Source organism: Lysobacterales bacterium (assembly GCA_014946745.1).
Taxonomy (GTDB): Bacteria; Pseudomonadota; Gammaproteobacteria; order Xanthomonadales; family Xanthomonadaceae; genus Aquimonas.
On the sequence record JADCRD010000002.1, the window covers coordinates 742,935 to 769,241 of the forward strand.

The 26,307-nt window shown below is 70.1% G+C and carries 19 protein-coding genes; 6 read left to right on the forward strand and 13 right to left on the reverse strand.

All coding sequences use genetic code 11. The annotated features are described in order from the left end of the window. Positions 1–10 precede the first annotated feature (10 nt). The 5 genes from H4O13_15295 to H4O13_15315 form a co-directional block, all read right to left on the reverse strand. Positions 11–1,687: a molecular chaperone HscC gene (locus H4O13_15295; GenBank protein MBE5316755.1), complete on the reverse strand. Its 1,677-nt coding sequence runs from the start codon at positions 1,685–1,687 to the stop codon at positions 11–13. A 168-nt stretch (positions 1,688–1,855) separates the two neighbouring features. Beyond that, positions 1,856–2,413, reverse strand: a complete 558-nt coding sequence (locus H4O13_15300) for a DNA-3-methyladenine glycosylase 2 family protein (GenBank protein MBE5316756.1) — start codon at positions 2,411–2,413, stop codon at positions 1,856–1,858. Between the two features lie 86 nt (positions 2,414–2,499). Beyond that, positions 2,500–3,195, reverse strand: a complete 696-nt coding sequence (locus H4O13_15305; GenBank protein ID MBE5316757.1) for a hypothetical protein — start codon at positions 3,193–3,195, stop codon at positions 2,500–2,502. 211 nt (positions 3,196–3,406) lie between these two features. Beyond that, entirely contained in the window at positions 3,407–4,009 is a 603-nt protein-coding gene (locus tag H4O13_15310; protein ID MBE5316758.1) for a sigma-70 family RNA polymerase sigma factor, read from the reverse strand. A gap of 399 nt (positions 4,010–4,408) precedes the next feature. Next, positions 4,409–5,827, reverse strand: coding sequence for a coniferyl aldehyde dehydrogenase (locus H4O13_15315; protein MBE5316759.1), 1,419 nt, complete (start codon positions 5,825–5,827; stop codon positions 4,409–4,411). A gap of 58 nt (positions 5,828–5,885) precedes the next feature. Here H4O13_15315 and H4O13_15320 point away from each other — a divergent pair, with 58 nt between their 5' ends. From H4O13_15320 to cls, 3 genes are read left to right on the forward strand one after another with little or no spacing between them, the layout of a single operon-like run. After that, on the forward strand, positions 5,886–6,443 hold the full coding sequence (locus H4O13_15320) for a gamma carbonic anhydrase family protein (GenBank protein MBE5316760.1): 558 nt from the start codon (positions 5,886–5,888) through the stop codon (positions 6,441–6,443). 33 nt (positions 6,444–6,476) lie between these two features. Further along, positions 6,477–7,103 carry a YbhB/YbcL family Raf kinase inhibitor-like protein gene (locus tag H4O13_15325; protein MBE5316761.1) on the forward strand — a complete coding sequence of 209 codons (627 nt, stop codon included), beginning with the start codon at positions 6,477–6,479 and terminating at the stop codon, positions 7,101–7,103. 21 nt (positions 7,104–7,124) lie between these two features. Further along, complete coding sequence (gene cls, locus H4O13_15330; protein MBE5316762.1) at positions 7,125–8,534, forward strand: cardiolipin synthase; 1,410 nt, start codon at positions 7,125–7,127, stop codon at positions 8,532–8,534. Here the strand turns inward: cls and H4O13_15335 are convergent. Together H4O13_15335 and H4O13_15340 are read right to left on the reverse strand one after the other, a co-directional pair. Next, positions 8,476–9,363, reverse strand: a complete 888-nt coding sequence (locus H4O13_15335) for a class I SAM-dependent methyltransferase (GenBank protein MBE5316763.1) — start codon at positions 9,361–9,363, stop codon at positions 8,476–8,478. The genes cls and H4O13_15335 overlap by 59 nt on opposite strands. Further along, the gene (locus tag H4O13_15340) at positions 9,360–10,775 is read right to left on the reverse strand and encodes an FAD-binding oxidoreductase (GenBank protein ID MBE5316764.1); all 1,416 of its coding nucleotides are present in this window, start codon (positions 10,773–10,775) and stop codon (positions 9,360–9,362) included. Before H4O13_15340 ends, H4O13_15335 begins: the two co-directional genes overlap by 4 nt. 108 nt (positions 10,776–10,883) lie before the next feature. On the opposite strand from H4O13_15340, the gene H4O13_15345 reads away from it, so the two are divergent. Further along, complete coding sequence (locus tag H4O13_15345) at positions 10,884–11,663, forward strand: helix-turn-helix transcriptional regulator (protein MBE5316765.1); 780 nt, start codon at positions 10,884–10,886, stop codon at positions 11,661–11,663. Between the two features lie 28 nt (positions 11,664–11,691). On the opposite strand, the gene ntrC is transcribed toward H4O13_15345, so the two are convergent. From ntrC to pepQ, 3 genes are all read right to left on the reverse strand, one after another. Continuing rightward, the gene (gene ntrC, locus H4O13_15350) at positions 11,692–13,095 is read right to left on the reverse strand and encodes a nitrogen regulation protein NR(I) (protein ID MBE5316766.1); all 1,404 of its coding nucleotides are present in this window, start codon (positions 13,093–13,095) and stop codon (positions 11,692–11,694) included. Continuing rightward, positions 13,085–14,146: a PAS domain-containing sensor histidine kinase gene (locus H4O13_15355; GenBank protein ID MBE5316767.1), complete on the reverse strand. Its 1,062-nt coding sequence runs from the start codon at positions 14,144–14,146 to the stop codon at positions 13,085–13,087. The genes ntrC and H4O13_15355 overlap by 11 nt, the downstream gene beginning before the upstream one ends. A gap of 223 nt (positions 14,147–14,369) precedes the next feature. Next, positions 14,370–15,683, reverse strand: coding sequence for a Xaa-Pro dipeptidase (pepQ, locus tag H4O13_15360; GenBank protein MBE5316768.1), 1,314 nt, complete (start codon positions 15,681–15,683; stop codon positions 14,370–14,372). A gap of 71 nt (positions 15,684–15,754) precedes the next feature. Here pepQ and H4O13_15365 point away from each other — a divergent pair, with 71 nt between their 5' ends. Continuing rightward, positions 15,755–18,373, forward strand: coding sequence for an EAL domain-containing protein (locus tag H4O13_15365; protein MBE5316769.1), 2,619 nt, complete (start codon positions 15,755–15,757; stop codon positions 18,371–18,373). A 95-nt stretch (positions 18,374–18,468) separates the two neighbouring features. On the opposite strand, the gene H4O13_15370 is transcribed toward H4O13_15365, so the two are convergent. Beyond that, positions 18,469–18,816: a PilZ domain-containing protein gene (locus H4O13_15370; protein ID MBE5316770.1), complete on the reverse strand. Its 348-nt coding sequence runs from the start codon at positions 18,814–18,816 to the stop codon at positions 18,469–18,471. Further along, the gene (locus H4O13_15375; protein MBE5316771.1) at positions 18,813–21,356 is read right to left on the reverse strand and encodes a DUF1631 domain-containing protein; all 2,544 of its coding nucleotides are present in this window, start codon (positions 21,354–21,356) and stop codon (positions 18,813–18,815) included. The genes H4O13_15370 and H4O13_15375 overlap by 4 nt, the downstream gene beginning before the upstream one ends. A gap of 699 nt (positions 21,357–22,055) precedes the next feature. Between H4O13_15375 and H4O13_15380 the strand changes: the two genes are divergently transcribed. Continuing rightward, on the forward strand, positions 22,056–24,332 hold the full coding sequence (locus H4O13_15380; GenBank protein MBE5316772.1) for a S9 family peptidase: 2,277 nt from the start codon (positions 22,056–22,058) through the stop codon (positions 24,330–24,332). Between the two features lie 670 nt (positions 24,333–25,002). Here the strand turns inward: H4O13_15380 and thrC are convergent. Further along, positions 25,003–26,307 carry a threonine synthase gene (gene thrC, locus H4O13_15385; GenBank protein ID MBE5316773.1) on the reverse strand — a complete coding sequence of 435 codons (1,305 nt, stop codon included), beginning with the start codon at positions 26,305–26,307 and terminating at the stop codon, positions 25,003–25,005.

Here is a 26,307-nt window from a genome sequence, read left to right on the forward strand (position 1 = left end):
AGCCGCAGGCTCACAGGCGGAAGCCGCGGTCGACGCCGTCCAGCAGCTCGGCAAAGCGCAGCCGTGCGGCAGCGATTTCCTCAGGGTCCTGGCGGTCGAGGATGTGCTGGAATTGGTACAGCCATTCCTGCAGCTGGGCGCGCTCGGCGCCGAGGTGGTCTTCGTACAGACGCTTGGCGCGCTCGATCAGGTAGCGATTCTCCTGCTGCTCGCGCGGGTGCACCTTGAGTGCGTCCAAGGCCTTCAGGATGCGCGCCTGCTCGGGGGGATCGATGGCACCGGCCTGCTGCTGCAGCACCACCTGGCGTTGGCGGCCGCCCTCTAGCTCGTGGGCATCGACCACCAGCAGGCCACTGGCGTCGTAGGAGAAGCGCACGTCGATCTGCGCCTGCCCGGCCGGCAGCGGCGGCACGTCCAGACTCACGTGGCCGAGCTTCAGGTTCTCGCTGCCGATCGGCGATTCGCCCTGGCAGATGTCGAAGTTCACTACCGCCTGCCGGTTCTGCACCGTGGCGTAGCGGCCGACCCGCGAGACCGGCACCGGCGTGTTGCGCTCGATGATCGGTGAGAAGCGGTCGCCGTCGATGATCACGCCCAGCGAGAACGGCATGACATCGGTCAGCACGATCTCTTCCAGCGCCGCATCGCGCGCCAAGAGGCCCGCCTGCACGGCGGCGCCGCGGGCGATGATCTCGTCGGGATTGATGCTGCGCAAAGGCAGGCGCTGGAACAATCGCGCCACCGCCTGGCGAACCAGGGGCATGCGGCTGGCGCCGCCCACCAGCACCACTTCGTCGAGCTGGTCCGGGCGCAGGCGCGCGTCGCCGAGCGCACGCTCGATCGGCCTGCGCAGGCGCGCCAGCAGCTCGGCGCTGGCCTGCTCGAACTCGTCGCGGCTCACTTCGATGCAGATCGCGGCACCGGCGCAGACCAGACGCACCTCGCAGCGCGGCTGGTCGGTGAGCTCGCGCTTGGCCTGCTCGGCCGCCTGCCATAGCGCACCCGAGCGCAGCATCGCCTCGACGGCGGCGCGCTGCGGCGGCGGTGCTTTCGACAGCAGCAGCTGCTGCAGGGCGCGGCCGAAGTCCTCACCGCCGAGCCGGGTATCGCCGGCGCTGGCGCGCACCTGCACCACGCCCTCGAAGTATTCGAGCACCGAGACATCAAAGGTGCCGCCGCCGAGATCGAACACCAGGAAGGTGCTGTGCTCGGGTCGCTCCTGCAGACCATAGGCGAGACCGGCGGCGGTGGGTTCGTTGAGCAGGCGCGTGGCCTTGAGGCCCGCCAGCTCGGCGGCGGTCTGGGTCGCGCGTCGCTGGGCCTGGTTGAAGTAGGCCGGCACGGTGATCACCGCGCTCTCGAAGCTCCGGCCGGCGTGCGCTTCGGCATCCTGCTTGAGCGCGCGCAGCACCAGCGCGGACAGTTCTTCCGGGCGGAACTCGCGACCGCGCAGACGCAGACGCTGCTCGGTGCCCATCCAGCGTTTGAACGCGACCGCGGTGTCCTGCGGCGCCGTCGCCAGGCGCTCGCGCGCGGCCAGACCGACGAGGGTGTGACCGGCTTCGTCCACGCTCACCGCCGAGGGGGTGAGGACATGGCCAAGGCTGTTGCGAACCAGTTCAACGCCGCCATCCCGATAGAGCGCAGCGAGGCTGTGGGTGGTGCCGAGATCGATGCCAAGCTGCATGGTCAGTTCAGGCGCGAAAGAAAGAGCGCGCATCTTACCGAGCCGCCAGCGAGCGCGGTCTGGTCCGGCAGCCGCCCAGGCCGTCGCGAAGTCGGCGCGACCCGTGGGCACGGGCCTACCCCTTCGTCGCGCCCAGTTCGCCGCAGGCCCGAGGGCTCTCGGCGTCACTCAGCCGCCGTCAGCGATCCGCCACAGGTAGAGCGCCGCCAGGCTCCGCCAGGGCGCCCAGGCGCTGCCGCGTTCGGCCAGTGCGCGGCGGCTGGGCGCCGCGTCCAGGCCGTCCAGCCACTGCGCGCCGCGACGGATGCCGAGATCGTCCAGCGGCAGCACGTCGGGCCGGCCGAGCCGGAAAATCAGCAGCATCTCAACCGTCCAGCGGCCGATGCCACGCACGGCGCTGAGCTGCTCGACGATGGAGTCGCTGTCCATGTGCGCCAGCCGATCCGCATCGGGCACGTGGCCGGCCTCTCGACGCGCGCACAGGTCGCGCAGGGCGCGCGCCTTGGCCGCCGAGACGCCGCAGGCGCGCAGCGCATGGTCGTCCACGCGTCGCAGCCCCTCCGCGCTCAGGTGATCCGCCGCCACCGCGGCCTCGACGCGAGCGATGATGGTCGCGGCCGCCTTCCCGGACAGCTGCTGGTGCAGGATCGAGCGGGCCAGTACGTCCACCGTGTCGAAGGGCTCGTCCCAGCGCGCGCCGACGTCGATCGGACCGATCCGACGCATCGCCGCAGCCAGTCGCGCATCGCGCCGCGCCAGCGAGCGTCGCGCCGCCAGCAGGTCGAAGCCGCGGCCCGCACTGACGGCTGGACTCACAGGGCGATGTCCACGGCGGGCAGCGCCGCGCCGCTCTCGGTCTGCAGCCGGAAGTGCAGCTGCGCACGACCCCGCCAGCTGCGCGGCAGGGTGTAGGTGGCGAAGCCCTCGCCCGAGATGGGCGCGGCCGGCAGCTCGACCCGGCGCGGGCCGAGCTCGGCGCGAGCCGAAGCGATGCGGCTGCCGAGCGGCAGCGCGATGTCCACCACCATCAGCCGCGCGAGGGGGTCGCCGACATCCTCGCGCAGCTCCACCGGCCCCCCGCGCATCAGATCGAACACCACCCGCGAGGGCGCCTCGATCGCCGCTTGCGGGTCACTGTGTGGCTGCGGCGCCTGCAGCAGCAGCCAGGCGAGTCCCAGTCCGCCGACGAAGCTGGCGGCCAGCGCCAGCAGCCCTCCGAAGCGCTGCCCGGACGGCGGCGAGGGCCGCTCGGTTCTGGCTTCGGGCGCTGCAGCCGCGGCGGGCGGCGGCGGCGATGGCTCGGCTCGGATCGGGCCGGACGTCTGCGCGACCAGGACTGCGCGCAGGGCGTTGTCCACCTCCAGCGCTTCCAGCAGCTGCGGACGCGACAGCAGGTAGGTTTCGAACCAGGCCTGCTCGTCAGCAGAGAGTTCGCGGTCGAGATAGCGCTGCAGCCAGGCCTGTTCCAGCCAGGGGCGCAGCGGCGTCGAAGGGTCGGGGAGGCTCATGGAGAGGCACGCGGGAAGAGATCGGGCTGCTGCTCGCAAGAGCCCATGCTCACCCGGCTGTCCCAGCCCGGCGCACGCGGGATGGCGGATTTGTGACGCGGTTGGCGCGCACGAAGCGAAGGCCTCAGAGGCACCGTCGCCGGGTCGGCGGACGAAACGCATTCCGATCCGCCGCCGAGGGTGGAAGTCGACGGAGGGTTCTCAACCGCTCTCAATCGTCCGGCGCCAGGCCGGAGGATTCGATCAGAGCACGCAGCCGCTCGCGGGCGCGATGCAACACGCGGCGGAAGTGCGGCTCGTCAATGCCAAGCTCGGCGCACAGCTCGTCGCGATCGCGCTCTTCGATGTAGAAGCCGCGCAGGACCGCACGATCGCGCGCGACCGGAAGGGTTTCCATGAGCGCCGACAGGGCGCGCTGCAGATGCTGCTGATGCAGGCACTCGGCCGGCCCCGGGCCCGGGGCCGGCAGGGCTTCCAGCCACTCGCTGTCGACCGGCTCGCCGCGCAGGTGGCGACGCCGGTACTCGCCGCGGGTGGCATGGGCGATGGTGGCCTGGAGGTAGGCGGGCAAGGCGTTCGGATCCTTCAGGGCGCCCTGGCGCAGGCGTCCCAGCACGGTGAGAAGGACGTCCTGAACGATGTCGTCGACCACCGGGTCACCCGGACGGCAGGCTCGCACGACCAGTGCCCGCACGCCGCGACCGTAGCGCTCGATGAAGCTGCGCTCGGCCGCGCTGCTGCCGGCCGCAATGGCCTGCACCAGCGAGTCACCAAGGCTGGGCGCGCTGGCAAACGTATGGCTGCAGTCGTCCAAGCAGGCCCCCGGAGATCACTGAGCGGCTGAACATGCATGGCCCCGCGGCCACGGACAAGCAGCCTAGGCCTGAAAAGCTCTGAATCAGAGCAGGCGCAGCGGGAATATTCCCAATTCAACCCAGCCCGGGGTGGGCCCGCCTTCGTTCAGCGGGCGAACCGGAGGCGAAGAATCCGCAAGGTGACAGCGCCGCTCCCAGCGCCCAGCCAACCCACCGACCGACGTCCTGCGGCCGAAGGCAACGGCGAAGAACCTAGGGCAACACAGATCAAGTCCCTCCTGGCCTTGATCCGTGGTCGCGCCCTCCATGGCGCTAAGGCAACGCTGAATTCTTCAGCGTTGCCTTAGCGCCAGCGGACGCCACGGGCGCGGCGGAAGCTCCGACACATCAGGGCTCTCCTAACGCGTGAGGAACCGCACCAGCCGGTTGGCCAGACCGCGATAGGGCGGCTTGAACAGGGCCATGCCCGACCAGCGCGCCTGCCGGAACACCGGCTTCTCCTTGCTGAAGGTGCGGAAGCCGGCCTCACCGTGATAGCTGCCCATGCCACTGGGGCCGATGCCGCCAAAGGGCAGGTTGTTCTGGGCGAACTGCAGCACGGTGTCGTTGATCGCCACCGAGCCGGCGATGGTGTGCTCCAGCAGGTGCTCGATGCGCCGCGATTCGTGGTCGAACAAATACAGGGCCAGCGGGCGGTCGCGGCGCTTGACGTAGTCGATGGCTTCGCTGAACTCGCGGTAGGGCACGATCGGCAGCAGCGGGCCGAAAATCTCCTCCTGCATCAGCCGGCAGTCCTCGGGCGCGTCCAGCACCAGAGTGGGCGCGATCAGGCGCTGGCTGTCGGCCAGCTCCGGCTCGACCTCGATCAAGGGCTCGACGCGAGCGCCGCGGGCGCGGGCCTCTTCGCGCCAGTCGACCAGGCGCTGGTACTGCGCGCGGTTGATGATGCGGGTGTAGTCCGGGCCCATGCTGATGTCCGGATAGCGCGCGCGCGCCTCGGCCTTCAGCGCCGCCACCAGCGGCTCGACCTGGTCCTGCGGCACCAGCAGGTAGTCGGGGGCGATGCAGGTCTGGCCGGCATTGATGAACTTGCCCGAGGCGATGCGCGCGGCGGCACGTTCGATCGGGTAGCCCGGCGCCAGGATCACCGGCGACTTGCCGCCGAGCTCCAGCGTCACCGGGGTGAGGTTCGGCGCGGCGGCGGCCATCACCTTGCGGCCGACCGCGGTCGAGCCGGTGAAGAACAGATGGTCGAAGGGCAGGCCGGCAAACGCCGCAGCCACCTCGGCGCCGCCCAGCGCCACCTCCACGCGATTGCGCGGATAGATCGAGCGCAGCAGGTCGAACAGGGCCTGGCTGGTGCGCGGGGTGTGCTCGCTGGGCTTCAAATACACCGCATTGCCGGCAGCGAGCGCGGTCGCCAGCGGCACCAGGGCCAGGTTGACCGGATAGTTCCAGGGCGAAATCACGCCCACCACGCCCAGGGCCTGGTAGCGCACCTCGGCCGTAGCCGGCCAGAACAGCGGGCTGATCCAGCGCCGCCGCGGCCGCATCCATTTCTTCAGATGCGCGATGAGATGGTCGATCTCGGACAGCACCGTCATGCCGTCGGAGACCAGGCTCTCGTGCCGGCTGCGGCAGCCGAAATCGGCGTCCATGGCGCGCACGAGTTCCGGCAGGTTGAGCTTTACCGCGGCGCGCAGGTCGTAGAGATCCTCGCGGCGTTCGGCGTAGGTGCGCGGCGCGCGTTCGGCCTGGGCGCGCAGCACGGCGAGGCGCTTCGGCAGTTCTTCGAGCGGGGTGCTGGGCAGGTCCATACGGCCGAGTGTAGAGCAGCGCGGGGCGCCGGCAAGGCGCTTGCTACACTCCGCGCCCATGAGCACAGCCCCCTACTCCCCCTTGCGCGCCTTCCAGGGCCGCAGCCCCAAGCTCGGCCAGCGCGTCTGGGTCGACCCGATGTCGGCGGTGATCGGCGACGTCGAAATCGGCGATGACAGCTCGATCTGGCCGGGCGTGGTGATCCGCGCCGACGTCAACTACATCCGTATCGGCGCGCGCACCTCGATCCAGGACGGCACCGTGGTGCACGTCACCCACGATGGCCCCTACACCCGCGAGAACGGCTGGCCGACGCTGATCGGCAGCGACGTCACCGTCGGCCATGCGGTGGTGCTGCACGGCTGCACCATCGAGGATCGCAGCCTGATCGGCATGCACGCCAGCGTGATGGACGGCGCGGTGGTGAAAACCCACGGCTTCGTCGGCGCCGGTGCGCTGATCGCGCCGGGCAAGGTGGTCGGCGAGGGTGAGCTGTGGCTGGGCAACCCCGGCCGCCTGGTGCGCCGGCTGTCCGACCGCGAAATCGAGAACCTGATGTATTCCGCCGGCCACTACGTGCGGCTGAAGGACAAGTACCTCAATCCACCGGCTTGATGCCAACGCCCCATCACGAGAGGACGACCCCGCATGAAACTGCGCAGCGACAGCTTCGAACCGGGCCAGCCGATTCCCGCCGAATTCGCTTTCGGCCAGCCCGGCCCGGACAGCCCCTGCATCCTCTCGTCGAACCGCAACCCGCACCTCGCCTGGAGCGAGGTGCCCCAAGGCACGCGCAGCTTCGCCCTGATCTGCGTCGACCCCGACGTGCCGTCCAGGCCCGACGACGTCAACCAGGCCGGGCGCGAGGTGCCGGCCGACCTGCCGCGCGTCGACTTCGTTCACTGGCTGCTGGCGAACATCCCGGCCGAGGCGCGCGAGATCGCCGCCGGCAGCTGCAGCGAGGGCGTCAGCGCGCGCGGCAAGCAGACTCCGTCCGGCCCCAGCGGCAGCGTGCAGGGCAAGAACGACTACACCGGCTGGTTCGCCGGTGATGCCGACATGGGCGGTGACTACCTCGGCTACGACGGCCCCTGCCCGCCCTTCAACGACGCCCTGCTGCACCGCTATTTCTTCCGGCTGTTCGCGCTGGACGTCGAACACCTCCCGCTGCCGGCGAAATTCACGATGGCCGACCTGCATCGCGCCATGCAGGGCCATGTGCTGGCCGAGGCCGTGCACTACGGCAGCTACACCCTGAACCCCCGGCTGCGCTGAGCGCTCGCGCGCAGGCCCCGCATGGACCTGCAGGCGAGCTATTGGCTGGGCATCGGCTGGGCGCTGTACCTCAGCGCGCTGTCCGTGTGGATCGTGCTGCAGAAGCGGCCGCCGGTCAGTACGCTCGCCTGGATCCTGACCCTCGCCGCGCTGCCGGTGCTGGGCTTCGTCATCTACCACTGGCTGGGGCCGGTGCGGATCCGCCGCCAGCAGCTCAAGCGCCGCCGCAGTCGCCGCCGGCTGGAGCGCGAGCCGCTGTCCGAATGCGATGTGCTGGCCGCACTGGCCAGCCCGCTGGAGCAGCGCCAGGCACGGCTCGTCGAGCGCCTGACCCGGCTGGCACCGACCACCGCGCAGCGGATCGAGCTGCTGAGCGATGGCGCCGCCACCTTCGAGGCCCTGCTCGCTGCGCTGCAGGCGGCGCGCGAGCACATCCACCTCGAGTACTACATCGTCGAGCCCGACCGCACCGGGCAGGCCATCCGCGATGCGCTGGTCGCGGCGCGTGGGCGCGGCGTGGCGGTGCGCTTCCTGGTCGATGCGGTCGGCAGCGCGAACCTGTCGCGCGGCTTTCTGCGCCCGCTGCGCGAGGCCGGCGCCGAGGTGGTGTTCTTCCATCCGTTCCGGCTGGCCACGCTGAAGCCGCTGCTCAACCTGCGCACCCATCGCAAGATCGCGATCATCGACGGCCGCATCGGCTTCACCGGCGGCATCAATCTGAGCGACACCCAGGACGAGCGCGTGCGCGCCGACGCCTACCGCGACCTGCACCTGCGCATCGAGGGCGCCGCGGTCAACGGCCTGCAGCAGGTGTTCGTCGAAGACTGGCTGTACGCCAGCCGGCGCCCGCTGCAGCAGCACGGCCTGTTCCCGCTGCTGCCGCCCGGCGAGATTCCTCTGCAGTGGCTGCCCTCGGGACCCGACACCCCGCAGGAGCCGATCCATCGCGCGATGCTGCAGGCCATGGGCGACGCCGAGCGGCGGATCTGGCTGGTAACGCCCTACTTCGTGCCGCCCGAGCCCGCCCTGTACGCGCTGACCCGCGCCGCCCAGCGCGGCGTCGACGTCCGCGTGCTGGTACCCAAGCGGGCCGACACCCGCACCGTCACCTACGCCAGCCGCAGCTATTTCGACGAACTGCTGCGCGCCGGCGTGCGCGTGTTCGAGTACCCCCCGCGCATGCTGCACACCAAGGCCCTGCTGGTCGACGAGGCCCTGAGCACGCTGGGCAGCGCCAACTTCGACGCGCGCAGCTTCCGCCTCAATTTCGAGCTGTGCCTGAACCTGTACGGCGCCGCCCCGGGGCGCGCGCTCGAATCGGTGCTGCAGGAGGACTTCGCGCAGGCCGTCGAAGTGCGCCGACCGCGCCGGATCACCCGTCTGCAGAAGCTCGCGGAAGCCGGCGCGCGGCTGCTGTCGCCGCTGCTGTAGCGTTCGCCGCAGCGCCGGCCCCCGCGCACAGCACGTATTCGCCGAAGCCTGCGCCGTCCCAGACCGCCTCGACCCGGTACCCATGCCTTCGAAGCAGGGCCTGCAGGCGCTCGCGGCCGAGCCGCCAGCGGAAGGGTTCGCCCTGCCTGCGCAGCCAGCGTCGCGTGGGCGCATGCACGCGCGCGAAGCCATGGCCGCCGCCGACGGTCGGCTCCAGCGCGCTGAACCACAGCGCCGGCGGCAGCGGCAGCCGCGACAGCGCGCGCAGCAGTCGCAGCAGGCTGCGCGGCGACAGGTACATGAGCAGGCCTTCGGCGATCAGGGTCGAAGGCGCCTGCTGGCACAGTTCAATCAGCGTCGCCGAGTCCTCGGGCAGGGCCAGCGGCAGCGCCGGGGGCGTGTTCGCTGTCGCACCCGCGATCAAGGGCAGTCGCTGGCGCAAGGCCAGGCTGTCCGGATGATCGAACTCGATGACCGGCGTGCCCGGCGAACGGGCGCGATGCGCGCGCGCCAGACCATCGAATCCCACGCCGAGCCAGAGCAGGCGCGCAGCCGGCGGTGCGCACCTGAGCCGGCGCCACAGCCAGCGCTTGCGGCGCACGTGGTGCCGGGCCAGCCCCGGCAGCAGCAGGGCCTCAACGCGATCCAGCAGCCAGCGTCCGGCGGCGAACCGCGCCAGCCAACGCAGCGCGCGCCAGCCGCCACCGGCCGCGTGCAGGGCTTCGCCAGCGAGTCGGATCGATGTCTCCGGCAGCCCGTGCTCGGCGCCCATCCGCCACACCGAGAGCGCCACCAGCAGCGCGGTCGCGCTGGCTCGTCCGGCAATCATGTGGGGTCCAGCCGCGCCGACAGCCGCCGATAGAAGTCGCTCTGCAGCACGCCCGCCGGATCGAGCGCACGTTTGGCCTCGCGCCAGCGATCGATCTGCGGATAGGCCGCGCGCAGCTGGTCCGCGCGCGCCGCCAGCGCGTAGGTGAGGTAGAAGCTGCCCTGCTCTGCCAGCGCCAGATCGATCAGGGTGCGCAGATGCTGCTGCAGACGCAGTCGCGCCTCCGCGCTGTGGCGGACATGCAGGTTGAAGACGACGCAGGCGAAGTCCTCGCGCGCCCAGGCCAGCGCGGTTTCGGCGTCACGCCGGATCAACCGCACCGTGCCGTAGATCAGGTCCATCGCCGCGCTGCGCGCTGCTTCGGCTGCGCTCGCGAGGAACGCCGGCAGTCGCGACAGGGGCACATACAGCTCGGTGATGACCTCGCTGCCGACGTGGCCAAGGCGCGCGTCGATGGCCTCGTGATAGCCGTCGACATAGACACCGAACTGGTGGTCGTCGCTGGCGTAGTGCTGTCCATCGGTCGCCAGATAGAAGGCGCTGTAGCGGCGGAAGGCCTCGCTCTTGTCGACGTGCGCAAGCCACAGCAGCTCGCGCCAGTGCTCAGGCGACAGGCTGCGCTGCGCCATCGGCGCATCCAGCGGCTGCGCGCTTGGGTAGTAGCAGGCGAACACGCCGAGATCGAGAAAATCGGGGCTGTGCGGATCAATGGCGAACTGGAAGTCGCCGTACTCTGCGCCCGCTGCAATGGCATCGAGGAAGGCGCTCGGCAGGGCTTCGCGCCGCCGCAGGCACACGCGGCGCTGCAGACGCTGCCGCGGCGACAGCCGCAGCTCGATCTCGGTCGCCACCCCGAACAGGCCATAGCCGCCCACCGCATGCGCGAACAGCTCGGGTCGACGCTGTCGATCCACCTGCACGAGCTCGCCCGTGGGCAAGACCAGCTGCACGGCCTCGATGTCAGCGATCAGCGGCGCCATCCGCAGGCCACGCCCGTGGATGTTGGCGGCCAGCGAACCGCCGAGGCTGAAGTCATCGGCGCCGGTCTGCTTCTGGCGGATCGCCCAGCCGCATCCGTTGCGATCGCGCTGCGCGGCCAGAAAGCGCTGCAGCGCGGGCCAGCGGGTGCCGGCGGCGACTCGCACGCGACCGCCGGCCCCATCGAAGTCGAGCACGCCCTGCAGGGCGCGCGTATCCAGCAGTCCGCTGTTTTCGGCGAACTGCTGGCCGCCCATGGCGTGCTGGGCGCCGCAGACCGCCAGCGTCTGGCCGCGACGCACGGCGCGCTGCACGGCTTCGGCCACCTCGTCGGCCGTGCGCGGTTCGATCAGGAAGCGGTGGCGCGTGGGGTTCAGCCGACTGTGGACGTCGTTGCGTTGCAGGCGGGCGGCGGCGTGCAGGGCGGGTTGCATGGGATCGGCTCGGCGAAGGGTCCGTTGGCGACGCTCCTGCGCAGCGGTAGCTCCAGGCAAGTCCTGTTGGCAAAGTAGCGTCTGACGCGACCCAAGGTGTTTGCTGACATGACTTCCACGCGTGCCGAAACTGCGCCCTGCAATCCGCGCCCGCTGATCGACGCGCTCAAGCGCGCCCTGCGCCGTGAGGGCATCACCTACGCCCGGCTCGCCCCGCGGCTCGGTCTGACCGAGGCCAGCATCAAGCGACTGTTCTCGCAGGGACGCTTCTCACTGCAGCAGGTGCTGCAGATCTGCGACGTGCTCGGCGTCGAGCTGTCCGAGTTGGCGCGCGGCAGCCAGATGCGCGCCGAAGAGGCGCGTGAGCTGAGCCTGGCGCAGGAGCGCGCGCTGGCCGAAGAGCCGCGCCTGCTGCTGCTGTTCCATCTGCTGTGCGCAGGCTGGACGGCGACGGCCCTGGGACGCGAGTTCGGCATCGACGGCAGTGAACGGACCCTGCTGCTGGCGCGGCTCGACCGCCTCGGCCTGATCGAGCTGCAGCCGCGCGACCGCGTGCGCCTGCGCGTGCCGCGCGACTTCCGCTGGCGCAGCCACGGCCCCGTGCGCCGCCGCTACGGCGCCCAGGTGCTGCAGGAGTTCATGCTCGACCGCTTCGGCGGCGAACGTTCGCTGCTGCGCTTCGAGGCACGCGAACTCAGCGAGGCCTCGATCCAGGTCCTCCGCCGCAAGCTGGAGCGCCTCGCGCTGGAGGTCGCCGAACTCGCCGAGCTGGATGCCGGGCTGCCGGAGTCGCGCAAGCGCAGCATGGGCGTGGCCGTGGCCATGCGACCGTGGGTGTTTTCGCTGGCCGCTGCGCTCAAGGCGTCGGTGGCGAAGCCCGCGCGCTGAAGACGTACGGCCGCTGCAGTCGGCGCGCTCAGGCCCCGCGCCGCCGACTCGAACCCAGCTTGCGGGTCAGCGTATTGCGACCCAGGCCCAGACGTTCGGCCGCCTGCTGGCGGTGGCCGCCGGTCACCGCCAACGCGGCATTCAACATGACCTGCTCGAAGCGCTCCAGCGCCTGCGGGTAGAGCTCGGCCTGGCCCGAGCGCAGTGCGCCTTCGGCCCATTGCCGCAGGCCTTCCTCCCAACTGCCGCTGGCCGGCGCCTTGCTGCGTCCGCGCAGGCCGTCGGGCAGATCAGCGACCCGCACCACGTCGCCGGGGGCGAGTGCGGCCAACCGCCAGCACAGGTTCTCCAGCTCGCGCACATTGCCTGGCCAGTCGTGGGCGATCAGGGCATCGAGCGTGGCGCGGTCGAAGCGCTTGCTGCCGGTGCCGAGCTTGGCGACGGCATCGGCCAGAAAGCGCTGGGCCAGCGCGGGCACATCCTCGCGGCGCTGGCGCAGGGCCGGAATGTTCAGCCGCACCACATCCAGCCGGTGCAGCAGATCGGCGCGGAAGCGCCCTTGCTCGACCAGCGCATCCAGCGGTTGATGGGTGGCCGCGATCACCCGCACGTCGACGCGGATCAATTCGCGGCCGCCGATGCGGAAGAACTCGCCTTCTGCCAGCACGCGCAGAAGCCGGGTCTGCAGCGCCGCCGGCATGTCGCCGATTTCATCGAGAAACAGGGTGCCACCGTCGGCCTGCTCAAAGCGCCCGTGGTGGCGACGCGCAGCACCCGTGAATGCGCCGGGCTCGTGGCCGAACAGCTCGCTTTCCAGCAGCTCGGACGGAATTGCCGCGGTGTTCAGGGCAACGAAGGGCGCCTGCGCGCGCGGCGAGTGCCGATGCAAGGCACGCGCGACCAGCTCCTTGCCGGTGCCGGTCTCGCCGATGATCAGCACCGACAGCGGCGCCTGCGCCAGCTTGCCGATCGCGCGGAACAGCTCGCGCATGGCCGGCGCCTCGCCGACCAGATCGGGCGTGTCGCGCGCCGCGGGCGGCGGCGGCGCGGGTTCGGCCTCGTCCTGCTGCAGGGCGCGTCGGGCCATGGCCACGGCGGTATCGAGATCGAAGGGCTTGGACAGAAAATCGTGGGCGCCGCCGCGGAAGGCGCCGGCCGTCGACGCCACATCGGTGTAGGCGCTCATCACCACGATCGGCAGGTCCGGGTGGTCGGCTTTCAGCACGTTGAGCAGCTTGAGCCCGTCCATCTCGGGCATGCGCACGTCGGTGAACACGGCCGCCGGCGTCGACTTCGAGAGCGCAGCCAGGGCGGGGCCCGGGCCGTCGAATTCGCGCACCTCGAAGCCGGCGTCGCGCAGGCCTTCGGCGAGCACGAAGCGCACCGAGCGGTCATCGTCGATGACCCAGAGAGTCGAAGGCCTAGTTGCCATGGTGCAGATCCTCGCGGTGCTCATCGCGCACCGGCAGCAGCAGGGAGAAGACCGTGTGCCCCGGACGCGAGCGGAAGCTGAGCGCGCCGCCGTGCTCGCGCGCGACCTGCTGGGCCAGCGCGAGGCCGAGCCCCGAGCCTTCCGGCCGGCCCGACACCAGGGGCAGGAAGATGCGTTCGGCCAAAGACTCCGGCACACCGCGACCGTTGTCCTCGACTTCGAGCTTCAGCGCGAGCCGGTAGCGCGACTCGCCGATCAGCACGCCGTGCTCGGCGCGCGAGCGCAGGCGCACGATCGAGGCGCCGCTCTGCAGGGCGTTGCGGACGAGGTTCCACAGCGCCTGCGCCAGCCGGTCGGCGTCGGCCGGCAGCTCGGGCAGGCTGGGGTCGTAATCGCGCAGCAGCTGCACCGACCAGCCCGCCTCGGCCTCGGCGAGCAGGCGCACGCGCTCCAACACCGAGTGGACGTTGGTGGCGACCAGCTCACGCGGCGCGGTCGGCGTCAGCAGGCGTTCGACCAGGTCGGTGAGACGTGCCGTCTCGGTCAGGATGACCTCCACGTAGCGGCGGCTGTCGGCGTCCTCGATTCGCCGCCCCAGCAGCTGGGCTGCGCCCTTCAAGCCCGCCAGCGGATTGCGCACCTCGTGCGCCAGGCCCTTCAGGGCCGCGTGCAGGGCGGCCGGCAGCACGCTGGGGTCGGCACCCGGGAAGGCGTCGGCCGGGTGGAACTCGATCAGCAGGCCGCCCGCAGACAGCTCGGGCGAGGGCTCGAAGGGGGTCAGGTAGACCTCGGCGAAGCGCTCATCGCCTTCACGCTTCAGACGCAGGTGACGACCGCGCAGCGAGGTCTGCTGGTGCAGCACCTCGGCGGCTGCGGCCACCAGTTCGCCTTCGCCGCCGTCGATGAGGGCCAGGGGCTGGTCGAGCAGGCGCCGGCGCGAGAGACCCAGCCAGGCCGAGCAGGCGGGGTTGAGTTCGCGAATCTGCTGCGCTGCATCGATCAGCAGCAGAGGGGTAGCCAACCGCTGGAAGGGGGCGAAGCGAGCGGGCATAGGCGGTCCGAAGCGCGGTTTGCTCCATCGTGGTGCAAAACCTGGGCCGTGGGAAGACTGCCGGCGCGGCGCCGCAACACGGTCTGGGGCGGGCTCCATACCGTGGCGATCTCATCACACTTGTGGCTGGCCTGTGACTTGCTTGCACAGGCGCATGCCCAAGGCCCGACGCTCCAGCCCAGATCGCGCGCTATCGAAGCCGCCGAGCCGGCCGCTCTGCGGCTCAGGCGGCGAACGCGTCGCGGCTCAGGTTCTCGGGCGCGGCGGCCGTGCAGACCACATCGTCTTCGATGCGGATGCCGCCGTAGGGCGCCAGCGCGTCCACCCGCGTCCAATCAATGTGACGCGCTGTGTCAGCCGCGCGCAGCCTGGCCAGCAGGCTCTCGATGAAGTACAGGCCAGGCTCGATGGTGACCGCCATGCCCGGGCCCAGCACGCGGGTCAGGCGCAGGAAGGGGTGGCCTTCGGGGCGCTCGATGCGACCGCCGTCTTCGCTGGCGGCGAAGCCGGCGACGTCGTGCACCTGCAGTCCGATCAGATGGCCCAGGCCGTGCGGGAAAAAGGTCGAGGTCAGCCCCAGCGCCAGCGCCTCGTCGAGGCTGCAGCGGATCACGCCGGCCTCGATCAGCAGGGCGCCGAGCTGACGATGGCAGTCCCGATGCAGGTCGCGGTAGTCGCGGCCCGGACGCACACCGTCCACCAGCACGCGTTGGACGCGATCCACGCCCGCCAGCAGTGCCGCGAAGTCGCCCTCTTTTGCGCTATAGGTGCGGGTGATGTCGGCGGCGTAGCCGCTGCAGCTGGCGCCGGCGTCGATCAGCAGGGAGCGGTGCTCGGCCGGCGCGGCGGTCTCGCGGTGCTGGTAGTGCAGGATCGCGGCGTTCTCGTTGAGGCAGACGATGTTGCCGTAGGGCAGGTCGAGGTCGCTGTGCGCCGTGGCCGCCAAGTAGGCCTGGTGCACGCCGTGCTCGGAGGCGCCGGCGCGGAACGCCGCCTCGGCCGCGCGGTGGCCGCGCACCGCGCGCCGGCTGGCGATGCGCATCAGTTCAAGTTCGTAGGGAGTCTTGTAGGCGCGATGGAAATGCAGGTAGTCGATCAGGGCCGGCGGGTTGTCGGGCAGGTAGTCACCCACCGCGGCCTCGGGCTCACCGACGATGGCGCAGCGCGCTGGCGGCGGCAGCAGCGCCGGAAGTTCGCCGGTGTCACGCAGGATCGATATAGTGCACTGCTCAGTCCAATAACCTGCCGGGTCCGCCGGCGGCTTGTGCCAGAAATCGTCCGGTTGGAAATAGAACAGATGCGGCTTGCGCCCGGGAGTGATCAACAGCCAGCAGTCCGGGTGCTCGTCGAGAGGCAGCCAGGCCTTGAAGTGCGGGTTCACCCGGAACGGGTAAGGGCGATCATCGAGGAACTCGTAGCGGGTGCTGCCGGCAGCGATCAGCAGATGCTCACGACCGACGCGCGCCAGGGCTGCGGCGGTGCGCTGCATCAGGGTGTCGACATGGGCACGATGAAGGGATGCGAGCTCAGCGCTCATGGTGGCGAAGACCGTCAAGGGCGGGGTGCTCAAGCATACCGGCAGGCGCGGCGCAGCTTGGGGGGCACGGAGTGAAGTCAGCCCTGAGCCACGCGAGCGTGCGGCGGCCGCTGATTGCAGGCTTGATCGCCCTGCTGGTCGGACTCGCGCTCACCGCCCTGCTGACGCGCGAGCATGCGCGACTGCTCAGCGCCCAGCAGGAGGCCAGTCTCGGCTGGCTGGCCGAGCGCAGCGCGATCGGTCTCCGCGCGCAGCTGGAAAACTGCGCGCTGCTGGTGCGTTCGCTGCAGGCCCTGTTCAACTCCAGCGGCAAGGTCGAGGCCCACGAGTTCCAGCAGATGTACGAGGACCTGCAGCCGCGTCGGCTGTTTCCCGCGCTGCGTTCCCTCGCCTATGCCGGCTATGAGCCGGGCCCGCCCGCGAGCTATCCCACCGTGTTCTACGCGCCGCTGCTGGGCAATGAGCGCATCGCCGGCCTGGACATCGCGACCCAGCCCGCCAACCTGCGCGCGCTGGAGATCGCGCGCGACACCGACGATGCCGCGATGTCCGAGGTGTTCGATCTCGTTCAGCTGGGCACCGACGGCAAGCCGCTGAAGGGCTTCATCCTGCGTCTGCCGATCTACTCGCCGGGCCCGCGTCCGCTGGATGTGGCCGAACGCCGCGCGCGATTCATCGGCTCGCCGGCGGCCTCGTTCTCGATCAACGAGCTGCTGGAGCAGGTGCTGCCGGACGCCGATGAAGCGATCGCGCTCAGCGTGCGCGACATCAGTCTCGAACCCGGCGTGCTGCTCTACCGCAGCGGTGAGGCGGAGCCGGGGGCGCGCATCGAAGCGCGGATCATCGAGTTCGCCGGCCGCCGCTGGCGTTTGGAGATCGCGCCCTTGCCGGCGTTTTCGCAGTCGCTGAAGGTGATCCCGCTGGTCAGCGCCGGCTTCGGCCTGATCGCCAGCCTGCTGCTCGGGGCGCTGTTCTTCAACGTCGCCCGCACCCGCGAAACAGCGCTCGGCCTGGCCGAGCAGATGAGCCAGCGCTTCCGCGAAAGCGAGGAGCGCTTCCGCGCGCTGACCGAACTGCTGCCCGCCGCCGTGCTGCTGGCGCGCTCCGATGACCGCGTGGTCTACCTCAACTTCGCCGGACGCCAGCTGCTGGGGGTGGACGGCGGCACTGCCGAATTGGCGCTGTCGAAGCTGTTCGAGGATCGCGCGCTGGCCGAACGTTTGCGCACGGGACAGAGCGCCAGCGTCGAGGGCCTGAGCGCGCGCGTCCTGCGGCCGGACCTCGGCGGATTCTGGGCATCGGTGTCGATGACCGACATCGTGCTGGAGGCGGAGCCACACCATCTGGTGGTGATCCAGGACAGCACCGAGTCGCATGCGCTGACCGAGCGCCTGCGCCATCAGGCGGCGCACGATGCCTTGACCGGCCTGCTCAACCGGGCCAGCTTCGAGCAGGCGCTGCGCGAAACCGCCCAGGCCGGCACCGTGCGCACGCGGCAGGCCGCTCTGCTGTATCTCGACCTGGACCAGTTCAAGCTGATCAACGACACCGCTGGCCACGATGCCGGCGACCGCATGGTCAGCGAGCTGGCCAGCCTGCTGCTGGCCTGCGTCGAGTCGACCGACGTACTGGCGCGACTCGGCGGCGACGAGTTCGGCCTGCTGCTGCGTGGCGCCAACCGGCACCATGCGCTGGCGGTGGCCGAGAGCATCCGTCAGACCGTGCGCGGCCACCGCTTCGTGTTCGAGGGCAAGCAGCATTCGCTCACCGTCAGCATCGGCGTGGTCCTGCTCGACCAGGCCAGTTCGCGCGATACCCGGGAGCTGCTGGCGCTCGCGGACACCGCCTGCTACATGGCCAAGGAGCAGGGTCGCAATCGCGTCCACCTGACCGCCTCGGACGACATCGTGGCGCGTCGGCGCCGCGACGAGATGGCCTGGATCAACCGTCTCAAGCAGGCGCTTGCCGAAAACCGCTTCGAGCTGCACTACCAGCGCATCGAGCCGCTGGGCGAAGGCGGTCAGGGCCATCTGGAATTGCTGCTGCGCCTGCGCGACGAGCAGGGTCGTCTGGTGCCGCCGGCCGAGTTCATTCCCGCCGCCGAACGCTACGCGCTGATGCCCTCCATCGACCGCTGGGTGCTGCAGAACGCGCTGGCGGCGATGCGCCGCGGGCGCGCGCCAGAGGCCTCTCTGTGGGCCATCAACCTGTCTGCGCACACCCTGGAGGACGACAGCTTCGCTGACTTCGTCTGCAGCGAACTCGGCAAGAGCGGCGTCCCGGCGGCGCGGCTGTGCTTCGAAGTCACCGAGACCGCAGCGCTGACCCATATGGAGCGGGCGATGGCCTTCATCCAGCGCATGCGCACGCTGGGCTGCCGCTTTGCGCTCGACGATTTCGGCTCAGGCATGTCTTCGTTCGGGTATCTCAAGCAGCTGCCGGTGGATCTGGTGAAGATCGACGGCAGTTTCATCCGCGATATCGAGAGCGACCCGATGAGCCTGTCGATCGTGCAGGCGCTGACCGGCATCTGCCATCAGGCCCAGGTCAATGTGGTGGCCGAGTTCGTCGAGAACATGCGCATCGCCGAGATCCTCCGCGGGCTCGGGGTCGACTACGCCCAGGGCTATGCCCTGCATCGACCGCAGCCGCTGGAAGAGGCGGGGCGCCGCGAGACGCCGGCGGGCTGAACCCCACCGCGTCACGCAACGCGGCCCGGCAAGCCGCCTGAGCCCGGGCTCCGCGCGCAGCCGCGCCGCCGGCACGCGCGGCAACGGGGTTCGGATCAGTCGTACTGCGAGCCCGGCGCTTCCACCCAGGCGTGCAGGTGGCTGGCGTCCTCGGGTCCGATATCGATGAAGCGGAAGCCCGACCAGTACTGGCCCGGCACGTGGCTGGGCTCGGACCACAGCTGGTGCACGCCGATCTCCAGCGTGCGCGACTTCAGCGAGGTTCCGCCCAAGGTGAAGCGCAGCTGGTACAGCGCGTCCTCCACCAGCGGCGCGGAGGCCATCAGCATCATCCCGGTCTCCGAGAGGTTGCCGATCCGGCCGACGCTGAGTTCGGTCATGGTGTCGAACACTTCGATGGCCTCGTGGGCCTGCTTGCGCTTGGCGCGACGGGACTCGTTCATGACGCGGCTCCTGCCGGGGCACGCTGGGCGAAGTTGCGCAGGGCCCCCATGATCGACTGCCAGGCGCGATCAATGACCGTGCCTTCTTCAGCCATCACCACCTTGACCCGCCCGGCGTCCATCTCGCGGGCGAGCCATTCCAGGCTGTGTTCAGCGGCGCGCTGGCCGCGATGATTCACGAACAGCGCATTGCCGGTGACCGTGCTGAACCACGACATGCGTCGCCGCAGGGTGCCACCCTCGGGATTGGGGAACTCGAACCAGGTGCCGAAGGGCAGGTGACGGATGCGGTCGAACTGCGCGCGCTCGCCTTCCGACAGCGGCGCCTGGGCGGGCGCGCTGGGGGTCGCAGACTCGCTGCTGTCGGCGCTCTGGCCGAGCCGCACCCGCGACTTCAGCTTCATCGCCAGTTCGGTGCGGGTGTTGCCTTCACCCTGCGGTTCGGGCTCGTCATCGCTGGCCAAGAGACGCGCCGTGATCGCCGCGGCGTCACCGTCGTGATAGCCGACCTTGATCAAGGCGCGCTCGATGTCCTCGCGCAGCTGCCCCAGCACGGCCGGCGGCACCGCCTGGCCGCCGCCGATCTGGATGAGCTGTTCGGCGATGTCGAGCTGATCGCGGTAGAGCGGGGACTCCTCGCCACCGCGCAGCAGCGACAGCGCCAGCACGTCAGTCCAGGCCTGCTGCAGCAGGGTGGCGAGAAAGCGCGGCACGCGCTTGCCGGCGAGTCGATCGCCAATCGCCTGCTCGGCGCGGATCCGCGCCAGCTCGAGCTTCTCCTTGCCGCGCGCGGCTTCGACGTGACGGCGCTCGGCGACCTCGGCCTTGCGGGCCAGCGTCTGCATCTGCTGCTGCAGATCACCGACCAGGCTGTCGAACACCGCCGAGTCGCCCATGTAGTCGTGTGTGGCGCGCTCAACCACCACGTTGATTTTGTCGAGCAGGGCGCGATCGGCTTCGTCTTCATCGAGCAGCCAGCTGGTGCCGGTCTCGGCGACCACGTTCAGCATCTGCCGCGCGGGGTGCTGACGACGGGTGAAGAAGCCCTTGTCGGCCAGCGCCACCCGCAGCATCGGCACCTGCAGCTTGGTCAAGAGGCTCGCCGCTGGGCTGGTCTGCTTGATGTCGCGCAGGATGTGCTCGTAGAGCAGGCTCATCAGCTCGATGGTGTCCGACTCCTCGGGGCCCAGGCTGGGGCTCATGCCGGGGGGCGTGACCTGGCGCAGCTGCGCCAGCAGATCCTGCTTCAGGTGGGTCAGCGAGCGCGCCGCCGGCTTGCCGTCCACCAGCACCGGTGCGGGTTCGCGGGTCTGCAGAAGAGCCAGCACCGCCTGGACGTCGTCGCGGGTCGCGACATGGGCGTTCGGCGGGGGTTTGGCCTGGGCACCGCCGAGCTTGCCGAGCAGGGCGCGACGACCCGCCAGCAGCTCGCGCAGCATGTCGAACATGCGGCCGTCCGCCGCACCGGCCTCGGCGCCGGCCGCGCCAGCGTCCATGGGCTCGGGGCTGGCTGTGCCCGGCCACGCGGTGTACGGACGCGGGCCGCTGGGCGCGGGTGAGAAGCCCGCCCCCAGGCCGGGCTCGTCGGGATCGCGAAAGGGCACGGTTTCCGGATGGAAACCCTCGCTCGGCACCGAGGCGCGCGCCGACGGCGGCGCGGAAGAAGCCTCCCGCCCCGCTACGCCCTGCGGTGCCGGTGGCGATCCCACGGGCGCGACCGGCCGGGCAACCGCTGCGGCGCGCGCTTCGGCAGGCTTTGCCTCGGGCGAAGCTTTGGGCTCGCTGGACTTGGCCGCTGGCTCTGCCGAGGCGCGCGCGACAGGCTTGCGGTTTGGCGCAAAGCTCAAGTTGGGCAACACGCGCTCGCGCGCGAGGTAGCTGTTCAGCGCCTCGTACAGGGAGCCGATCAGGCCCATCACCTGGCGCTCGAACTGGCGATAGATCAGCAGCCGGTACTCGTTGTTCAGATCGAGCGTCGCAACCGCGGTGCGCAGAAAGGCGCAGAGCGCACGCGGGCCGACGGGCAGGCGCTCGGCTTCGAAAGCGGGGCGGCCGGCGACGACACCGAAGCGCTGGCCCAGCAGAAACAGAGGCAGACTGTGGCGCACTTCGGCGCGGCTCGCGATCTCGCCCAGCAGCATGTTCTGCTCAAGCTCGATATCGGCCACCAGGCTCAGTTCGCCGAAAGCCAGGCGGGCGTCGTTGCCCGCAAGCGGGCTGTTCTCGGGCGGGTCCTTGAGCGTCGCCAGCGCGCCTTCGAGCGCAATCAGAAATCGCGGCACCACATCGGCGCGACCGCGCTTGATCTCGCGCAGGGCCTCGAAGCAGGAGGCCTGGATATCGCCGCTGCGGGCCTGGTCGGCGAGCTTGAACAGCTGCTGCTCGGTCTCGTCGAGCGTGGCCTTGAGCCCGCGCTCGAGCTCATCGGAGCCGAACTTCAGCACGCCCTCCAGCAGCTGGCGCACGCGCCGCGACAAGGCCCGCTGGGAAAGACGGACGCTGTGGCTGGCGTCGACGCCCGAGAAGCCGGAACTCAGCATGGCCAGCCTCCGCGCAGGGCACCGGATCCGGTGTCGCTCACGGACGGGCGGGGCGGTTGCCAGGTGCGGCCTGGGCCGGGACAGCCGATCGATCGGTACATGCGCGGGTGGGATCCTTGGCCTGAGCCGCAGGCTTGCGGGTGGACGCAAGGCCGGCGGCAGGGTTCGAGTGCCTGAAAACTGCCGATACGCAGGCAAGAAATGTGCCTTGGCTCACACACTGTTCCAGCGGGAGCGGAGGCGGCCTGTGAGCATGCCATCGGTGTCAGGCTTGGCACGAGTGCGGCAGATTGTGACCGAACGCGATGTTGCGCAAGGGTGCAATCGCCACGCCGGGCGGTCACCCCCCATGCCGGAGGCAACACCGATCCAGCACGACGTGCTCGATCCGCGAGCGCGCCGTCGCTGGCGCGCGGCAACTCTGGGGCTTCGGCGTTGCCCAAGGCTTCGCGCCACCCGCGCCGGCGCGACCGGACCTGCGCAGGACGCCCGACCCTTGCGGTTCGCGCCGCGCTCGGGTCCCATCCTGATCCCGCGTCTCAGCTCCGGGTGTCCCGCATGTCGCCAACGCCAACTGCTCCGTTGCCCCGCCCGCGCTCGCAGGCGACCCTCCACGATGACCAAGCGCTGCCCCGCCTGCCCGGGGCCCGCGGGCCGCTGGGCGGATTGCTGAGCTTCTTCGCCCTGATCGTATTGACCATGAGCCTCGCCCCCATCGCCAGCTTCGCCGCACAGCCCCTGAGCCTCGAAGCCCTGACCGGCGAGCAGCCGCTGTCCGGGCCCTCACTGATGCAGCCCAAGATCGCGCCCGACGGCGCCCGCGTGACCTTTCTGAAGAGTCGCGACGAGGACCGCTTCCGTCTCGATCTGTGGGAGTACCACATCGAATCCGGCGAGACCCGCCGCCTGGTCGATTCGCAGGCGTTGGTACCCAATGAAGTGCTGTCGGACGAGGAGAAGGCCCGCCGCGAGCGCCAGCGCATCGTCGGCCTGACCGGCATCGTCGACTACCACTGGGCACCGGACGGCCGCCGCCTGCTGTTCCCGCTCGGCGGCGAGCTCTACCTCTACGACCTCGCCGCCGAGCCCGGCCAGCAGGTGCGCAAGCTGACGAACGGGGAAGGCTTCGCCACCGATCCCAAGGTGTCGCCGAAGGGCGGCTACGTCAGCTTCATCCGCGGCCGCGACCTGTGGGTGATCGACCTCGCCGACGGCCGCAGCCATCGCCTGACCTCGGACGGCAGCGAGGTGATCGGCAACGGCGTCGCCGAGTTCGTCGCCGACGAGGAAATGGACCGCCACACCGGCTACTGGTGGGCACCGGACGACTCCGCCATTGCGTATGCGCGCATCGACGAAACCCCGGTGCCGATCCGCGAACGCTTCGAGATCCACGCCGACACCAGCACCATCGTCCAGCAGCGCTATCCGGCCGCTGGCGAAGCCAATGTCGCCATCAGCCTGCACGTGGTCGATCTGACGTCTGCGCTCAGCGCACCCAAGGCCGTGCCCGGCCGCATCGAGACCACCGAGGGGCCGCGCACGGTCATGCTGCAGGACCGCATGCAGGCACCCGCGCACGCGGCCATCGACCTCGGCCCCGAACGCGACATCTACCTCACCCGCGTCAACTGGGCGACGCCGCGCCTGCTCAGCTTCCAGCGACAGTCGCGTGACCAGCGCCGGCTCGACCTCGTGCTGCACGACCTCGACAGCGGCCGCCAGCGCGTGCTGCTGACCGAGACCGCCGACACCTGGGTGCCGCTGCATCACAACCTGCGCTTCCTCAAAGACGGCCAGCGCTTTCTGTGGAGCAGCGAGCGCTCGGGCTTCGAGCACCTGTATCTGGGCGACCTGGCGAGCGGCGCGCTGACGCCGCTGACCCGCGGCGAGTGGACCGTCGAGGACGTGCTGGCCCTGGATGAAGACGCCGGCCTCGTCTACTTCAGCGGCACGCTCGACTCCGCGCTGGAGAAGCATGCCTACGCGCTGCCGCTCGGCGGCGGCGAGCCGAAGCGCCTGACCGCCGCTGGCGCCTGGCACGAGGTGAAGTTCGCCGACAACGCCAGCGTCTACGTCGACAGCTGGAACAGCCCGAGCACGCCGCCGCAGATGGAGCTCTACCGCGCCTCGGGCGAGCGCATCGCCGCGCTGATCGACAACGCGCTCGACGCCGACCATCCCTATGCGCCGTATCTGGCCGCGCACCTGCCGATGGAGTTCGGCAAGCTGATCGCCGCCGACGGCGAAACCGCGCTGCACTACAGCGTGATCAAGCCGGCCGGATTCGATCCCGGCAAGCGCTACCCGGCGGTGGTGCTGGTCTACGGCGGCCCGGCGGCACAGACGGTCAAGCGCACCTGGCAGGTCGACTACAACCAGTACCTGGCCCAGCAGGGCTATGTGGTGTTCTCGCTGGACAACCGCGGCACGCCCCGGCGCGGTGCGGCTTTCGGCGGCGCGCTGTACGGCAAGCAAGGCACGGTGGAAGTGGATGACCAGCGCCGTGGCGTTGCCTTCCTGCGCGGGCTGCCCTATGTCGACGGCGAACGCATCGGCGTCTACGGCTGGTCCAACGGCGGCTACATGACGCTCATGCTGCTGGCCCGCGCCGGCGAGGACTACGCCTGCGGCGCGGCCGGCGCGCCGGTCACCGACTGGGCCCTGTATGACACCCACTACACCGAACGCTACATGGACCTGCCGCAGCGCAATCCGGAGGGTTACAGGCAGGCCTCGGTGTTCACCCATCTGGATGGGCTCACCAAACCGCTGCTGCTTCTGCACGGCATGGCCGACGACAACGTCCTGTTCGTGAACAGCACGCGGCTGATGTCGGAACTGCAGGCGCGCGGCCAAGCCTTCGAGCTGATGACTTATCCGGGCGCCCGCCATGGTCTGCAGAAGAAGGATGCCCTGCACCGGTTCCGGGTGACTGAAGCGTTCTTTGCGCGGTGTCTGGGGGCAGAGAACTGAGGACCTGAGCGGCATCGCAAGAGCACCGCTCGTCCCGGGCGCATCGGCCATCGGTTGCGTCGGGTTTGCTTCGGCTTCGGCTTCGGCGCTCTTGCCATTGCTCTTGCGGGCAGGAGCCCGCGCTCATCATTGGGGCCCCTGGGGAGCGGCGGGAGGCGGTCGATCCGCCCGCAGGGTTGGCCGCAGGGATGCGGCCAAGGTTTTCGACAGGCCAGGGAGGGCCTGTCCGAAAACCCCGACCGGCTCACGCGAACCCTCTGCGCAAGGATGCGCTTAAGGGCGCGGACGAGCAGGCCTTTCTTTTGGTTCCTTTTCTTTGGCCATGCAAAGAAAAGGGACTCGGGCCGGCCGCACGCGGGAATGGCCATGGATGGCCATGCTTTGGGAGCGCGGAAGGACGGACCGAAAGCTCTTGCTCTCCGCTTCCAGCGACGAAGCGACGAAGCGACGAAACAAGACCGGGGCGAGTATCGAGCTTATGGTGGGTCAAGACCCACCCTATGGGCTTGGGGGACCGGGGCGAGTGTGGAGCTCATGGTGGGTCAAGACCCACCCTATGAGATCGGAACACCGAGGCCGAAGCGGAGCTCATGGTGGGCAAGACCCACCCCATGAGATCGGAACACCGAGGCAAGAGCGAAGCTCAGGGTGGGTCAAGACCCACCCCACATCACGCGTGCGCGATGCCCCGGAGCGCCGCCTTGAGTGCAGCATCCTCCGCCGCCAGCGGCTGCGCCTGCGCCGGCCGCGCCAGCAGCGCCGCGAGCGCAGACGGCACTGGCACGACATGCCCGACCAGGGGCTCGACCACGCTCTCGAACTTGGCCGGGTGCGCAGTCGCCACCGCGATGAAGCGGCCTTCGTCTCCGGCCGCGCGCCGGTCCTCGATCACCGCGAACGCCGCAGCGGTGTGCGGGCAGAGGGTGTGGCCGTAGTGCGCTTCGGCCTCGCGGATGAGCTTCGACAGCCGCGCGTCGTCAATCGATCGGGCGCTGACGGCGGCGCGCAGGCCATCGATCTCCGGCAGCCAGTGGCGCAGTCGCTCCAGATTGCTGGGCGCGCCCACGTCCATCGCGTTCGCCAGGGTCGAGACGCTGGGCCCGGGCCGGTACTCGCCGCTGTCGATGAAGTCGGGCAGCACGCGGTTCGCGTTGGTCGCGAGCAGCACCTCGCCGATCGGCAGGCCCAGCCGCCGCGCCCACAGGCAGGCCAAAGCATTGCCGAGGTTGCCGGTGGGAATCACGTAGCGCGCGGGCTCGCCGTATCTGGCCGCGTGCGCCAGCGCCGAATGCGCGTAGTAGCTCATCTGCGGCAGCAGGCGGCCCAGGCTGATGCTGTTGGCGGAGGACAGCGGAATCGCCGAGCGCAGTTCAGGATCGGAGAAGGCCGCCTTCACCATGCGCTGGCAGTCGTCGAAGCTGCCCTGCACGCGGTAGGTGTGGATGTTGTCGCCGAAGCAGCTCAGCTGATGCGCCTGGCGCGGGCTGACGCGGCCGTCCGGATACAGCACCACCACGCGGAAACCCGGCCGCCGATGGAAGGCCGCGGCCACCGCACCACCGGTGTCGCCCGAGGTCGCGACCAGGATGGTCAGCGGCTGCGCGCTGGACTCACGCGGCAGGCGGGCGAAGCAGGCGGCCAGAAAGCGGGCGCCCACGTCCTTGAAGGCCGCGGTGGGGCCATGGAACAGCTCCAGCACTTCGGTGCGCGGATCGTGGGTCGGCAGCACCGGCACCGGGAAGTCCAGCGCCTCGGCGCAGATCGCCGGCAGCTCGGCTGCGAGTGCGTCCCCCGCGAAGAAGGGCGCGATGAGCGCGCTGGCGGTCTCGGCAAGGCTGAGCCCGGCCTGCGGCAGTGTCGGCAGCGAGGGGAATGCTTCGGGAACGAACAGTCCGCCGTCTTCCGCCAGACCCAGCGCGAGTGCGTTCGAAAGCGTCTGCGGCGCGCCGCCGCCGCGGGTGGAGATGAAGCGCAT

What these genes read in the sequence shown, in the direction of transcription:
- H4O13_15295 (MBE5316755.1), bottom strand. Translation starts at nt 1,687, where the DNA reads ATGCAGCTTGGCATCGATCTCGGCACCACCCACAGCCTCGCTGCGCTC.
- H4O13_15300 (MBE5316756.1), bottom strand. Translation starts at nt 2,413, where the DNA reads ATGCGTCGGATCGGTCCGATCGACGTCGGCGCGCGCTGGGACGAGCCC.
- H4O13_15305 (MBE5316757.1), bottom strand. Translation starts at nt 3,195, where the DNA reads ATGAGCCTCCCCGACCCTTCGACGCCGCTGCGCCCCTGGCTGGAACAG.
- H4O13_15315 (MBE5316759.1), bottom strand. Translation starts at nt 5,827, where the DNA reads ATGGACCTGCCCAGCACCCCGCTCGAAGAACTGCCGAAGCGCCTCGCC.
- H4O13_15320 (MBE5316760.1), top strand. Translation starts at nt 5,886, where the DNA reads ATGAGCACAGCCCCCTACTCCCCCTTGCGCGCCTTCCAGGGCCGCAGC.
- H4O13_15325 (MBE5316761.1), top strand. Translation starts at nt 6,477, where the DNA reads ATGAAACTGCGCAGCGACAGCTTCGAACCGGGCCAGCCGATTCCCGCC.
- cls (MBE5316762.1), top strand. Translation starts at nt 7,125, where the DNA reads ATGGACCTGCAGGCGAGCTATTGGCTGGGCATCGGCTGGGCGCTGTAC.
- H4O13_15335 (MBE5316763.1), bottom strand. Translation starts at nt 9,363, where the DNA reads ATGATTGCCGGACGAGCCAGCGCGACCGCGCTGCTGGTGGCGCTCTCG.
- H4O13_15340 (MBE5316764.1), bottom strand. Translation starts at nt 10,775, where the DNA reads ATGCAACCCGCCCTGCACGCCGCCGCCCGCCTGCAACGCAACGACGTC.
- H4O13_15345 (MBE5316765.1), top strand. Translation starts at nt 10,884, where the DNA reads ATGACTTCCACGCGTGCCGAAACTGCGCCCTGCAATCCGCGCCCGCTG.
- ntrC (MBE5316766.1), bottom strand. Translation starts at nt 13,095, where the DNA reads ATGGCAACTAGGCCTTCGACTCTCTGGGTCATCGACGATGACCGCTCG.
- H4O13_15355 (MBE5316767.1), bottom strand. Translation starts at nt 14,146, where the DNA reads ATGCCCGCTCGCTTCGCCCCCTTCCAGCGGTTGGCTACCCCTCTGCTG.
- pepQ (MBE5316768.1), bottom strand. Translation starts at nt 15,683, where the DNA reads ATGAGCGCTGAGCTCGCATCCCTTCATCGTGCCCATGTCGACACCCTG.
- H4O13_15370 (MBE5316770.1), bottom strand. Translation starts at nt 18,816, where the DNA reads ATGAACGAGTCCCGTCGCGCCAAGCGCAAGCAGGCCCACGAGGCCATC.
- H4O13_15375 (MBE5316771.1), bottom strand. Translation starts at nt 21,356, where the DNA reads ATGCTGAGTTCCGGCTTCTCGGGCGTCGACGCCAGCCACAGCGTCCGT.
- H4O13_15380 (MBE5316772.1), top strand. Translation starts at nt 22,056, where the DNA reads ATGAGCCTCGCCCCCATCGCCAGCTTCGCCGCACAGCCCCTGAGCCTC.
- thrC (MBE5316773.1), bottom strand. Translation starts at nt 26,307, where the DNA reads ATGCGCTTCATCTCCACCCGCGGCGGCGGCGCGCCGCAGACGCTTTCG.